Source organism: Atrimonas thermophila, from assembly GCF_045864955.1.
GTDB lineage: Bacteria > Atribacterota > Atribacteria > Atribacterales > Thermatribacteraceae > Thermatribacter > Thermatribacter velox.
Map to the genome: position 1 here is coordinate 32,403 of NZ_AP028803.1, position 12,728 is coordinate 45,130.

Here is a 12,728-nt window from a genome sequence, read left to right on the forward strand (position 1 = left end):
GATTAACTATTTTAGATTTTATCCGGGTTTAGGTTGCGCTCAAGGAAGCCAACTGCTTCCTTTATCATAGCTTCTACTTCTTCGAGTGGCTTCGTATAGTCTTTTATTTCAAAAGGTTCCCAGTTTTTGCTTTCGCAGAAGTAGGTTGCTTCTATGGTGATCGGCAGGATTTCGTTTCGCTGGGTTAGGAACTGACAGATGGCTTCAAAGTCAATGACGCCCTGACCAGGGATACAATTACTTATTATTATCAACTCACCACCGCCTTTTTCTACCTTTACGTCTTTAAAGTGGAGTAATTTAGTGAACGGTAGAGCTTTACTTAATTCATCCAGGAAATTAATTTTGCCACGGTTTGCATAATAGGCATTACCAAAATCATAAGACAGACCTAAGTAGGGAGAATTTACTTTTTTCAGAATTCTCTGGGCATCATCGGCATTTTGAATTATGTCTCCGGGCATGCCGGTTTCAAGACATACCACTATACCCAACTCTTCCGCTCTTTTTTCGATTCGTTCCAGATTGCTCAAGAAACGCTGTTCTTCTGACTTTGGTCCTTCAACTGTGGCAATATATTGAGCGCCTATGTTTTTGGCAAACTCCATTTTTTTGTAAAAGAGGTCCAAATCCTTTTCGGTTATCAAAAACATGTGGCCACTGAAACTTATAGATTCCAGTCCATAATCTTCCATCATGCGACGTATTTCGCGAGCTTTAGTGTAATTTTCTTCGTTTATGTGAACTCCGTATCCTTCTCCCCTAAAGCCGGTTGAAGGAGGCCTGATCCAGTCCAGGTCCACATATTTTATTCCCAGCTTGGAAAGGCTTTGAAAAGTTGTTTTCAGGTCATATCCACGGTATATAACTGTTCCAATCGAAACTGGCCACGTTTTTACCATCGCTTTTCCTCCTTTATTTGCCAAAAATTAAGCTTGGCAACCACAGGGAGAGTTGGGGTATAAAGGTTACCACCAGCAGGGAAAGCAGAAGCGGCAAGAGCCAGGGTACAATGTATTTGGTTATGCGCTCGAAGGGTATACCGGTGACAATGCTGCCCATATAAAGACTCATGCCGACTGGTGGTGTCAAAAGTCCAATCATAAGGTTTAGCACGATGACAATACCAATGTGGACTGGATCGACACCTGCTCGTACCAACATTGGGGTTACCAGGGGAGTTATTACCAATATGGCTGATATAGACTCCATAAAGGTGCCGATAGCCAGAAGAAGTAAATTGGTGAAGAGCAAAAGCACTATGGGGTTTTGAGAAACGGAAAGCATTAAGGAGGTTAGATTCTGGGGAACTTGGGCAACAGTAAGGCACCAGGCAAAAATAGAAGCCGAGGCAACAGTAAACATTATCAATGCTGTAGACCGAATGGCTTCTTTGACTGCCAGCCAAAACTTTTGTAGCGAAAGTTCTCTGTAAACGAAACGGCTTATCAAAATGGTATATACACAAGCTACCGCTCCTATTTCCGTGGGTCCAAACCACCCCATAAGGAGGCTTCCCACCAGAAGAGGAGGTAGTATCAAGATAGGCAGGGTTTCTTTGATAGTTTTCCATTTTTCTCGGGAGCTCGATGTTGAGATGTGAACCGGATAATTTCTTCTTTTAGCGAAAAAAGCAATGAGAACACAGAGAAAAGCAGCAATGAGAATGCCAGGTATAACACCAGCTATTAATAGTCTTACCCCGGAAACTTCAGCCACAGCAGCATAAATGATTAAAGGGATACTGGGCGGGAAAATAGGTCCGATGGTACCAGAGGCAAGAGTTATACCTACTGAGGCTTCATCACTGTAGCCTTCATCGCGCATTGCTTTCATTTCAATATTTCCCAGACCTCCTACGTCAGCAAGGGCAGCTCCCGAGATTCCTGAGAAGATCAAACTTGCTAAAACGTTCACGTAAGCCAGACCACCTCTTACTGATCCAACAAAAAGCTTTGCCGCGTCAAAAATCCTCCTGGTAAGCTGGGTAGTATTCATGAGTGAACCCAGAAAAATGAACAGAGGTACCGCCAACAGCGGAAAAGAGTAACTAATGGAGTTCACCATGCGTTGTGCAACGCAGGTAATAGGAAGGCCATTTAGCAAAAGATAGAGGGCGCTTGATATTACAAAGCTAACCCCAAGTGGTACTTTGAGGAGTAATAGTATACCAAAGCAAACAAGCAGCAGTATTCCGCTCACTTTTTCTCCCCTCTCATCTTTCCATAAAAACCTGAATTATCCTGTTCGTTATGAAAAAGCCGGAAAAAACAATCCCCGTGATTGGTGCTGCATAGAGTATGATACTGGGAATTCTAAGAGCTGCGGTGGGGACATCCCAGATGCTCTCAAGCAGCGTAACGCTACTGAACATAAAGATTACCACAAATCCTAAGCTTAAGGATTGCGATATCAGATTAACCAGTCGGTCGGCTTTGGGGCTCAAAAATCTTTTCAATACTTCAACCTTAATGTGGGCTTCTTCTGCAAAAAGGACAGGAACCATCATAAAAAGCAAAACCAGGTGAGCTAACCTTGAGCTTTCATCCAGTTGAGGAAAGCCAAGCAGAAAAATATTGCGCAGGATGATTTGAGTAAAAACGAAAAGCATTAGAGCAACAAGCGATATTTTAGCAACAAGTTCACAGCAATGGCTTACTTTTTCTAAAAGCGGAACTTTTTTCATCGCCCATTTACACCTCTCGCTCTCAAAAAGAAGAGCTATCCTCTCCAAAGAGAAGATAGTTCCTTGGAGAGGATAGCTCTACATTTGCAAAATCACTTCATGGCTTTCACTTTTTCGTAAAATTCACCATACTTTTCTCCAAATCTCTCCTGTATGAGTTTCCAAACGCTTGTTCTGAATGCCTCGATGTCAAGTCCTTCGTCAGGTCCAATTACAGTCATACCCTTTTCTCTCAGGGCTTGAATATCATTTTGTTCGGATTCAATGGTCCATTGAGTAGCTGTTTTACTGGCTTCAGCGGCTGCTTCTTGAATAGCCTGCTGGATTTCTGGAGAGAGTTTTTGCCATGTCTTTTCATTCATGACAACCACTTCGGCACCCATTATGTGTCCTGTTAGCATAAGGTATTTTTGAGTTTCATAGAGCTTGTTGGCAAGCACCACATTCACGGGATTTTCCTGGCCGTTTACTGCGCCTGTGGCAAGGGCTGTTGGAACTTCAGCCCAGTCTATTGGTACTGCAATTGCTCCCAGACCTTCTACGGCAGTCATGTAAATAGGGAATGGTATAGCCCTGATTTTGACTCCCTTGAGGTCTTCTGGCTTGTAAATGGGCCTATCACATGTCAGATGTCTGGTTCCAAAATAAAAAGTATATAAGACTCGCACATTACGGGCATTGACAAGCTGTTGAGATAGTGACTGCATAATTGGTGAGGTTTGTGGGTCGGTAACTTTCAGGAGATGATCTACCCCCTCGTACAGATAGGGGGTGTCGAAAGCTTCAAATGGTTGGTAGAGAGAACCGATGCCTGCCATGGTATTATGATGAAGCGCAACTGTGCCCATACTTACCATTTCAGCTTGTTCTTGGAGATTACCCAGCTGAGAGGAAGGGTATACTTCGACTCTTACTGCCCCTCCGGTTTTTTCCTCAACGAGTTTTGCAAAGTAATCAGCTTGTCTTCCAGCTACGCTTGTCGGAGAATTCATGTGAGCATATTTTAGGGTTATTTTGCTGGCTGCAAAGGCGGAAGCACCAAAAACCAGAAGCACCATCATTACCCCTATAAGAAGAAAGATTTTCTTTCTCACGCTTTTCACCACCTTGCTTTCTGAAAAATTATCTTAAGCTTTTTAAAAAACCCCAAAAACTTAGCCTATCTACCACCCCCCATAAAGTATTGTTTGAGAGCCCTTACGCCCATTTCTGGGCTCGAAAAGACTCGTTTCCCGGTAAGAGATGCTAACTCTTTTTCCATTCTGGCCATGGAGCCTTGAGCAAGCACAAAAGCGTCTACCTCGCTGGCCAGCTCAAGGGCGGCTTGCTTAATGAGCTGATCATGTTCTGCTAAGTTACCCTTCATTAGGGCTTCAAAGGCTCCCCTTGCCAGGGTATCTTTAATCTCTATTTTCTTGTTTAGCTTGGAAGCCTCAGAGAGAACGAGGCGCTTGGTGGGCCCCAAGGTGGTTGACAGAGTGGCCAGAATGCCTATTTTATCAGCTAATTTCGCTGCTTCCTGGGCCATTGGCTGATCAATTTTAAAAATGGGTTTGTCGAAAAGTGGTTGAAGAAGATCTACCACCTCTCCCACCGAAGAACAGGTGTTGAGTATTGCATCGGCACCGCTCTCAAAGCCTATCTCGTAACACATGAGAAGTCTTCTTTTAACGCTTTTGGTTGGCCCATCACTGCTTATTACTTCACCTATAAGGCTATCATCGACAATGTTAACGAGTTGCGCTTCCGGAAAAACTTCTTTAAAAATCGTTTTTAAAGGTTCTACAAGGGCTAAGGCGGTATAAACGGCGGCTATTTTAGCCAAAGGGATAACCTCCTTTTAAAAATTTTGGAAAAATTGATTATGTTTCGAAGGCTCTCTTTTTCCATCCTTCAAGGATAGAAAGCACTACGTTGTGTATCTTTGATGCATCTTTGCTTTCCATTGCTTTTAGAATGTTTTCATGGTCAGTTATAGCGCTCAGGGGGTCTATTGTAATCGAGCGAGCAATGGAATTTCTGAAAAGTTTAAGGGCTACAACGCCTATTTTTTCAAGGTAGGGGTTCTTGCAACAAGCGAAAATAGCTTTGTGAAAAGCCATATCTTTTTTGGCTAATTCATCGGTCGGATACTTCTTATTGAGAGCTTCTTTTAAGTCTGTCAGTATTTTTCTCAGGCGATTAAAATCTTCTTCAGTTGCTTTTTGGGCTGCTAAAGCGGTGAGAACAGGTTCTATGACGGCTCTGAATTCAAAAATATCTTCGCTGGAGCTGCTTTCTAAAAGAAAAGAGAAAATCAGGGGATTCAAATTTTCTCCAGAAGGTTTTTCGGGTATGTAGGTTCCTTTGCCACGCACTGTTTTAACAATGCCAATTGCTTCCAGCATTCTCAACGCTTCTCGAACTGTACTTCTACTAACACCCAGCATATTGCAGAGTTCACCTTGGGGAGGAAGCCAATCACCAGGCTTTAGCTGGCGGGACAAAAGCGATTCTTCAATGCGCTCCAACGTTAATCTCAGCAGGGATAAATTACCTACTGGGCGGAAAACTTTGTTTTTGTCATTCATACTTATATGATATCATACATCAATACTTAACAACAAGCCCCACTAATTTGTTATCATTTAAAATGTTTGGTAAATGTTTTTGAAAAGCAATTCTTAGACTCCTATAATTTATTTTGTCGGGAGGGAATAGTTATTCATGACCAAAATCGAAGAAGACTTGATGGTTCGTATTGCCTGGTTGCACTATCAGGAAGGCATTACCTTGAGCGAAATAGCCGATCGTTTTGGGCTTTCTCGACCCAAGGTTACCAGGTTGCTTGATAAAGCCAGGCGTAGCAAGATAGTGCGCTTTCTGATAGAAGCTCCTAATGCTCATCTTTTGTCTCTGGAAGAGGAACTCAGAAAAGTTTTTTTGCTCGAAGATGCTGTAGTTGTGCCCTCTTCTGAGGAAAAAGATGTAGCATATGAAAACGTAGGAAAAGGTGGCGCCATCTATCTCTATAGAGTTCTTCGCAAAGGCGATCTGGTTGGTGTTGGTTGGGGAAGTACCTTACGTTATATGGCTGATAACCTTATTCCCAAAGAAGAAGTCTATGATGTTCGCTTCGTTAGTTTAGCAGGCGGGCTCACGGTTGGCTCTTTTATGAACCCTTACAATATTGGAGAGCGTTTGGCCAGCGTTTATCGTGGAGAGTGTTATTATATACATGCTCCCAACGTTGTTGAATCTCCAGAACTTCGAGAATTTTACCTTGCAGAAAGGGTGAATCGTAAAACTTTTGAAATGGCGAAGAATGCTCGTTTGTCTTTTCTTGGTATTGGTGTAGTGCATCCGCAGTTTTCTACCTACATAAAGACTGGTTTTATAGATACGCAAGACATGGAGATTATCAGAAGAATGGGTGGAGTGGGTGATATATTTGGACAATTTTATGATATCGAGGGAAATATGCTGGATCTCGAGATTCACAGACGCACTATTGCTGTTTCTCCACTGGAATTGCGTAACATGCCGAATGTTATAGGTCTTGCGGGTGGTGTACGCAAAGTTGAGGCTATCCTTGGAGCAATTCGCGGGCGGTTTATTAAAATTCTGATTACTGATGAGCTGACAGCTTTGAAATTGCTCGAAGTGGCATAATTTTTAAACGTTGTACTTCTTCTTGAGAAAAAAGAGCCCAAAAGGGTCCGCTTTGAGTTCTTGAAAAAAGACGTAACAGGAGGTACTTCACATGAAGATTGCTCTGGGTGCAGATCATGCTGGATACAGGTACAAGGAAGTCATTAAGGAAAAGCTCCAGGAGGTAGGTCATGAGGTGGTGGATTTTGGAACCGGTGATGAGCAGCCGGTGGGAACAGCTCCTTTCGCTCAGAAAGTAGCCCGCGCAGTGGTTCTGGGAGAATGTGACCGCGGCATCCTTATCTGTGGTACTGGTGGCGGCATGTCGGTTTGCGCTAATCGTTATCCCGGAGTAAGAGCGGTACTTTGCTTTAACGAGTTCACTGTAAAAATGGCTCGGGCGCACAACGATGCCAACATTCTGGTTATGGGCTCCCGGGTTACTCCTCTTGAAGAAGCGCTGCGGTTTGTGGATATTTTTTTAAATACTCCTTTTGATGGTGGCAAATATGCCGAACGCCTGCGCTACCTGGAAGAGGTAGAAAAAGACGTTTTTCAGCTATTGAAAGAAAAATTTTCCTGAGTTGAGCGGGTTTTGGTTTGTGTGCAGAGCCAATTCCGCCAGGATTGGATTAAGGCATCAAACCACCCTGGCGGAATTGCATTTTATGCAGGGGTTTCCGTTTCGGTGCTTCCATATTTTAAAACTGCATAAGGAAGCCATATGGTTATAAAGAGATTGGCCAAAAAGAGGCCGATCACCGGCAACAAACTCAGCAGGAATTCGATTAAAACCATAAGGAAAACCGCTCCAAAATTACCTTGGGAGAAAACAAAACGAAAAGAAAAACTTACTGCCTTGTCAAAGCTGGCATTTTCTTTGGCTGCATGAGGTATGGCAGGCAGAAAAATGGATGCCAGCAAAATCCCCGGTATTAGGTAAAGAAAGGTTCCCAGCGCAACCAGGATAGCCACCACCAGAGCTGCGACACCCACATTTCCTAAGCGCTCAGAAAGCCTTACCCAGGAATCCTGCAGAGAGATTTTTTCTTCCTGCAGGTTTTTTTCAAGTAAAAGAGTAATCCAGGCCATGCTGAAGAGAACCACTATGTTGCTGATTATAGTTACTGCAAAGACCTGCCAGCGCATTCCCATCAAAAAGGCGTTGCGAAGTCCCATCGATAGTGCCAGTCCTATCAGACTAGCTATGAGAGAAGGAACCAGAATTGAAGGAACCTTACCAATGAGCTGAAAAGGGGTTTGAAAAGCATCTTGCAAGTTGATTTTAGGCATCGGCCTCTCCCTCCTTTTGGTTGCTTTCTGCTACCATTTTAGCAGCTAAGCGCTTTTTCTGTCGATAGGGTGCTTTAATGGTAAAATAACTTAACCAAAAAAGAAGGGAAGAAAGCATGTTTCCCAAAATTCTGGATCGCTATGTTATGCGCGAGAGCACTATTTTGATGTTTACCTGGGTGGGTGCGGTTACCATTATAATGCTGGTGCAAACTCTTTTTGAACTGGCTGATTTTTTTGTGAACAAGAAAGTACCTTTTCTGATTGTTCTGGAAATTTTGCTTTTATACCTTCCTGCTCATATGGTTATGACTTTCCCTATTTCCAATCTTCTGGCTGCGGAGCTCAGCCTGAGCCGTTTTTGCAGAGACAGCGAGCTTATTGCTGTTGAGGCCAGTGGGGTGAGCTTGAGGCGCTTTCTGTTTCCTTACCTTTTTCTGGCACTTCTTGTGGCTTTTGGCTCTTTTCTCTTGAATGACCTGGTGGTTCCCGAAACCAACCATCGCGCCCAGAGCCTGGTGCGCTACTACGTTTATAAAGAAAGTCCTCCCCAAATAGAGCAGAACGTGTTTTTCCGGGATGAAGAAAATCGCTACTTTTACGTGAATGAGGTGGACACTCGTACCTGGGAAATGAAGAAGGTAATTATTTACTTCCTGGAAAACGACAACCAGTATCCTGAGGTGATCATTGCCAGGACAGCCTTCTGGCTGGAAGATAAATGGTTGATTAAAGATGGAGTGGTGCACCAGTTTGACGAGGAGGGAAAGCTGGTCAGGGAAATTGAATTTTCTGAGATGGAAATCGATATGCGACAGGAACTCAAGGAGTTTTTTGAAAAGCAACGCACACCTGAAGAAATGTCTTCTCGCCAGCTAAAAAAACAGATTGAAATTCTCAAAAAAGCCGGCGCAAGAACCGAAAAAATGGAAGTTGCGTACTTTTTGAAATTTTCCATTCCCTTTTCGGCTGTGGTTTTCGTTATGGCGGGCATGCCACTTGGCATTCAGCGCACCAGAGACACTAAAGGCCTGGGAGTTATTGTGACAGTAATTCTGGCTTTTGCTTATTACATGTTGCTTTCTATCTTTCGCTCTTTAGGCCGTGGGGGTGTCATGGAACCGTTGCTTGCTGCCTGGATGCCGGATGTAATCTTTGGCTTGATGGGCATAATTCTTTTCTGGAGTGTGGATCGACGATGAGAAGGTTTCTGGTGAGTCTCTTCATAGTGCTGGTAATGCTGGTTCTGAGTGCTGCTTTTGCTGGGGAAGAAGCTCAGAACTGTTTTGAGGAAGCCCAAAAGGCTCTCTGGAGCGGTGATACAGAGGAGGCATTGAAGCTTTTTGAAGAGTGTGCAGAGCAGGGAATAAGGCCTCATGATGCCTATTTTGAAATGGGGCTTATCTATTACCGGGAAGGAGAATATCTCAGCGCTTTTCGCATTTCCAAAAAAGCGATACGTGCCTTCAGGACACACCTTGAAGCGCACCCTGATGACCATCGGAGCTGGTTTCGTTTGGCATACATATACGAACTGCGTAGCGAGGCGCCCTCGGTTAACGAGTGGAAAAAAGCCCGGGAAGCGCTTGAAGAAGCTTTGAAACGTTCTGAGAACAACTCTCTTTACTTGCTGCATCTTGGTTATGTTTGTTATAAAATAGGAGATATGGAGAAAGCGAAAGAGGCTTTTGAAAGGGTTGTTGCAACGCAGCCCTCTAATGCTTATGCTAGGTATTATCTGGCGCTTTTGGACCTTAAGGCTGGGAACATTGAACAGGCAAAATCAGCTTTCTCATGGATTGTTGAGAATCTACCTGAGAGTTCTCCTTTGCATCAGGGAGCGAAAAAGGAGCTGGCGAGGCTGGAGGAAGAAAAAGATGAGGGGTAAAAGCAAAATTGGTGTATATGGAATACTTATAGCTGGCACCCTCTGGGTTGCATTTCTGGCCGGGTGTCTCAATGGTGGTTTTTTGCAATATGGTTCTCTCAGAGGCCGGGTTTTGAGTGTAGCCGGAGCACCTCTGGACGGTGTACTGGTGGAGGTTGCCAATCGTTCTACTTTGACGCTTGCAGATGGCAGCTTCCTGATTGATAAGGTACCTACTGGGAAACGGTACGTATTTTTTTCACATTCGGATTACGCTGGTAGGGTTTTGGAGGTTGATATTGCTGCCGATACAATTTGCGATGTCAATCCAGAGGGTGTGGTTTACCTTGCGGAGAAAACCCCACAGACCCAGAGAGATTTTCTATTTGAGATTTATCAATTGGGTTTTTACGAGAGGGTTGTCGATGAGGCGAACAGTTTTCTTGTTCTTTATCCCCAAGATTCACTGCAGGGGGATGTGCTTTTTGTAAGAGGTGCTTCCCTGTATTACCTTGAAGAGTATGCGAAGTCGGTTGCTGACCTTAACGCTGTGATCAACAGCTATCCAGAGAGCGAGTTTGCAGATGATGCACAATATCTTCTTGCTAAAAGCTATGGCGAAGGCTACGGTGACTACTACCGGGCAATCAGCGAGTACCGTCGTCTTATTGAGCAGTATCCCCAGAGCGACCTGGTGGGTGCCGCCTATTATGAAATCGGGGATTGTTACTACATTCTTGGCGACTATTTTGGTGCCTACCAGTCTTATCAGCAGGTCCAAGAGTTTGGTGGGGAGCTGGAAAGAAAATCCATCTATGCCATAGGCCACTGCATGTATAAACTGAATAATTTCCTTGAGGCAGCTCGGTATTTTGATGAGTACGTCAGCCGTTACCCCAATACTGACCTCTCTGATGATGCGCAGTACTTTGAGGGCGCTGCGCTTTATCGGGCAGAACGTTTTTCCGAGGCCCTGGCTGCTTTTGAGGCTTGTGTGGAAAGGTATCCTCAAGGTACCTGGTACAATGGTATTGCGATTGCCCCTGCTGCTCTTTTTCACAAAGGTCTCTGCCTTGAGCGCCTGCAGAGATATGCGGAAGCTTACCAGATTTATCTTTACATCATTAAAAATTATCCGGGAGCCAAATGGGCTGATGGTTCTTCGCTTATAAAGAGCGTTCGCTTTCGCATCGACTGGCTTAATCAAAGCGTTTTTTAGCTAATTTATGTCTTTAAAAAAAAACGACCGGGAAATAATTCAGGAAGTACTGCAGGGCAATACAGAGCTTTTTCGTCTCCTGGTGCAGAAGTACGAGCGAGCGGTTTTCAGCTATGTCTTTCGAATGGTACGCCAGCGCGAAGAGGCAGAGGACCTTACCCAGGAAACTTTTGTGAAAGCTTTCTGTGCCTTGCGCAAGTACGATTCTTCGTATGAATTTTCTACCTGGATTTTCAGGATAGCCCTCAATGTGTGTAGAGATTTTTTTCGTCGCCGCAAGTTTGCCTTTCTTTCCCTTTCCCAACCTGTGGGAGAGGAGGGTGAGGAGGAGCTGGAGCAGCTTGTTGAACAGAGCGCTTTTTCTGATCCCGACGGGGTGGTGCTTGATAAGGAAATGGTTTTGGAAATGGAAAAAGCGATTGCCCGCCTTCCTCTTAAATTGAGGGAGGTAATTGTCTTAAGGCACATCGAGAATCTTTCTTATGAGGAAATCGCTAAAATTACTGGTTTGCCATTGGGGACGGTGAAAACTTATCTTCACCGGGCGCGCAAGAAGTTAAAAGAATGGTTGCAAGAATATTTTGGCCCGGATGTTTCTGAAACCTGAGGGGGGTAGGAAACGTATATATAAATGAAGGTGATAAGTATGGCTAAAAGGAAGGACCTGGAACATTATCTGAGTTGCCTTCCTCGTTTTGAGCCCGGCGAGGATTTGAGCGATCGGGTAATGGAAAGGATTTATCGAAGAGAATTGATGTTGACCCGGTATCGCAGAGCTAAAAAGTTTGCAGTTTTTGCTCTGGCGGGAGTTTTCCTTTTGCTGATTTTTTTGACTAATCTCCCCTTACTTCCAGAGTTCCAGGTTACCAACCTTGCAGGATACAGGACAGTGGAATTAATATTTTATCCTTCTTCAAAAAGCCCACGCACGGTGGCTGTGGCCGGTGATTTTACTAACTGGGATGCTTTAGCTATGCAAAAAGTAAGAGACAATTGCTGGAAGATCACCGTTCGTTTGAAGCCTGGTAAATATCAGTATGCTTTCGTCATTGATGGTCAGGAGTGGGTTCCAGATCCTGCTTCTCCACGCAAGGTTTCTGACGGTTTTGGCGGCTTTAACTCGGTTCTGGTGGTAAATGGTGGGTAGTATGCGCAGGTTCTTTTTTTTTGCTCTTTTCCTCCTCTTTAGTTTCTGGGGCTTTGTAGCTTTTGCTGCTGAAGAAAATGTGGCTTCACTTATCCAGGGTGCTCCTTCTTTTTATGCAGAAGAGGACAAGGAATATCTCTTGCAGAGGGTATCTGAGATACTGGAGGAAGTAAGGCAGGAGGGTATTTCTCCTGAACCCCTGGTGCTAAAGCTGGGAGAAGGCTTGAAAAAAAAGGTTCTCCCCTATAACCTGGTTAAAACCTTAGAGCGCAAAAAAGATAGTTTGCTTCTGGCTAAAAAGACCCTGCAGGGCGTTGATGCTCGGGTAGCTAACAAAGAGGATTTGCTTTACAATCTTGCGCTGGTTTTTGAGTCTTCGACTTCTCCCGAAGATTTGCAAAAGGTACTGGAGGAGATATTGCACAAAGATGGGAAGCGTCTGGAATCGGTTGTTGATTCGCTGGCTGCTTTTGTTGAGCTGGGTTTTGCACCAGACCAGGCGGGTTTGGTAATTGCCGGAGTTGTTCAAAAGGGAGCTACACCCTCTGAGCTGAAAAAATTCACCAGGCTTCTGGAACGGGCGCGTAGAGAGGGGATTGACCCTTCGCGGGTGGCGGCAGTGCTTAGCGAGGCTGTGAACAAGTACGACCACTTGAGCTTGGTGGAGATGGAAATTAAAAATCTCATCGCTTCCTCCAGGCAGAAACCAGACCTGGGAGCAGGAGAAGGGGTGGTTATCAGTTCTCCAGGTATTACCTCTTCGGGCACGCCTACCCAGGAAGGTGGAACTCCTCTTGAGGGAAGCAATGCGTCCTCAGGTCCTCCTACCCAGGAGGGAGGTACTCCTCTTGAGTGAGCAAAAACAGGGCGGGGTGCCCGCCCTGTT

15 protein-coding genes are annotated in these 12,728 nt (G+C 44.6%); 8 read left to right on the plus strand and 7 right to left on the minus strand.

The genetic code is table 11. From position 1 onward, the window contains the following. Positions 1–11 precede the first annotated feature (11 nt). The 6 genes from ACKTT1_RS00155 to ACKTT1_RS00180 all read right to left on the minus strand — a co-directional run bounded on the left by ACKTT1_RS00155 (position 12) and on the right by ACKTT1_RS00180 (position 5,256). Complete coding sequence (locus ACKTT1_RS00155) at positions 12–902, minus strand: sugar phosphate isomerase/epimerase family protein (RefSeq protein ID WP_412709718.1); 891 nt, start codon at positions 900–902, stop codon at positions 12–14. A 13-nt stretch (positions 903–915) separates the two neighbouring features. Next, the gene (locus ACKTT1_RS00160) at positions 916–2,202 is read right to left on the minus strand and encodes a TRAP transporter large permease (protein ID WP_412709719.1); all 1,287 of its coding nucleotides are present in this window, start codon (positions 2,200–2,202) and stop codon (positions 916–918) included. A 13-nt stretch (positions 2,203–2,215) separates the two neighbouring features. Continuing rightward, on the minus strand, positions 2,216–2,686 hold the full coding sequence (locus ACKTT1_RS00165; RefSeq protein ID WP_412709720.1) for a TRAP transporter small permease: 471 nt from the start codon (positions 2,684–2,686) through the stop codon (positions 2,216–2,218). Positions 2,687–2,778: 92 nt separating this feature from the next. Continuing rightward, complete coding sequence (locus tag ACKTT1_RS00170; protein ID WP_412709721.1) at positions 2,779–3,780, minus strand: TRAP transporter substrate-binding protein; 1,002 nt, start codon at positions 3,778–3,780, stop codon at positions 2,779–2,781. A gap of 65 nt (positions 3,781–3,845) precedes the next feature. After that, positions 3,846–4,511: an aspartate/glutamate racemase family protein gene (locus tag ACKTT1_RS00175; protein WP_412709722.1), complete on the minus strand. Its 666-nt coding sequence runs from the start codon at positions 4,509–4,511 to the stop codon at positions 3,846–3,848. Positions 4,512–4,548: 37 nt separating this feature from the next. Then, entirely contained in the window at positions 4,549–5,256 is a 708-nt protein-coding gene (locus tag ACKTT1_RS00180; protein WP_412709723.1) for a FadR/GntR family transcriptional regulator, read from the minus strand. A 136-nt stretch (positions 5,257–5,392) separates the two neighbouring features. On the opposite strand from ACKTT1_RS00180, the gene ACKTT1_RS00185 reads away from it, so the two are divergent. Together ACKTT1_RS00185 and rpiB are read left to right on the plus strand one after the other, a co-directional pair. Then, on the plus strand, positions 5,393–6,337 hold the full coding sequence (locus tag ACKTT1_RS00185) for a sugar-binding transcriptional regulator (RefSeq protein ID WP_412709724.1): 945 nt from the start codon (positions 5,393–5,395) through the stop codon (positions 6,335–6,337). Positions 6,338–6,428: 91 nt separating this feature from the next. Then, on the plus strand, positions 6,429–6,899 hold the full coding sequence (rpiB, locus tag ACKTT1_RS00190) for a ribose 5-phosphate isomerase B (protein WP_412709725.1): 471 nt from the start codon (positions 6,429–6,431) through the stop codon (positions 6,897–6,899). A gap of 83 nt (positions 6,900–6,982) precedes the next feature. Here rpiB and ACKTT1_RS00195 read toward each other — a convergent pair whose 3' ends face one another. Further along, complete coding sequence (locus ACKTT1_RS00195) at positions 6,983–7,609, minus strand: hypothetical protein (RefSeq protein WP_412709726.1); 627 nt, start codon at positions 7,607–7,609, stop codon at positions 6,983–6,985. Between the two features lie 116 nt (positions 7,610–7,725). On the opposite strand from ACKTT1_RS00195, the gene ACKTT1_RS00200 reads away from it, so the two are divergent. Genes ACKTT1_RS00200 through ACKTT1_RS00225 form a run of 6 tightly spaced genes read left to right on the plus strand, consistent with a single transcriptional unit; the run spans position 7,726 to position 12,698 of the window. Continuing rightward, positions 7,726–8,811 (plus strand): LptF/LptG family permease, encoded by a 1,086-nt coding sequence (locus ACKTT1_RS00200; protein ID WP_412709727.1) that lies wholly within the window; start codon positions 7,726–7,728, stop codon positions 8,809–8,811. Beyond that, a complete protein-coding gene (locus ACKTT1_RS00205; protein WP_412709728.1) occupies positions 8,808–9,497 on the plus strand; it encodes a tetratricopeptide repeat protein in 690 nt (229 codons plus the stop codon). Before ACKTT1_RS00200 ends, ACKTT1_RS00205 begins: the two co-directional genes overlap by 4 nt. Continuing rightward, positions 9,487–10,695, plus strand: a complete 1,209-nt coding sequence (locus ACKTT1_RS00210; protein ID WP_412709729.1) for a tetratricopeptide repeat protein — start codon at positions 9,487–9,489, stop codon at positions 10,693–10,695. Before ACKTT1_RS00205 ends, ACKTT1_RS00210 begins: the two co-directional genes overlap by 11 nt. A gap of 7 nt (positions 10,696–10,702) precedes the next feature. Further along, entirely contained in the window at positions 10,703–11,302 is a 600-nt protein-coding gene (locus tag ACKTT1_RS00215) for an RNA polymerase sigma factor (protein ID WP_412709730.1), read from the plus strand. A gap of 39 nt (positions 11,303–11,341) precedes the next feature. Beyond that, on the plus strand, positions 11,342–11,842 hold the full coding sequence (locus ACKTT1_RS00220; RefSeq protein WP_412709731.1) for an isoamylase early set domain-containing protein: 501 nt from the start codon (positions 11,342–11,344) through the stop codon (positions 11,840–11,842). 1 nt (position 11,843) lies between these two features. After that, entirely contained in the window at positions 11,844–12,698 is an 855-nt protein-coding gene (locus ACKTT1_RS00225) for a hypothetical protein (RefSeq protein WP_412709732.1), read from the plus strand. Positions 12,699–12,728 lie beyond the last annotated feature (30 nt).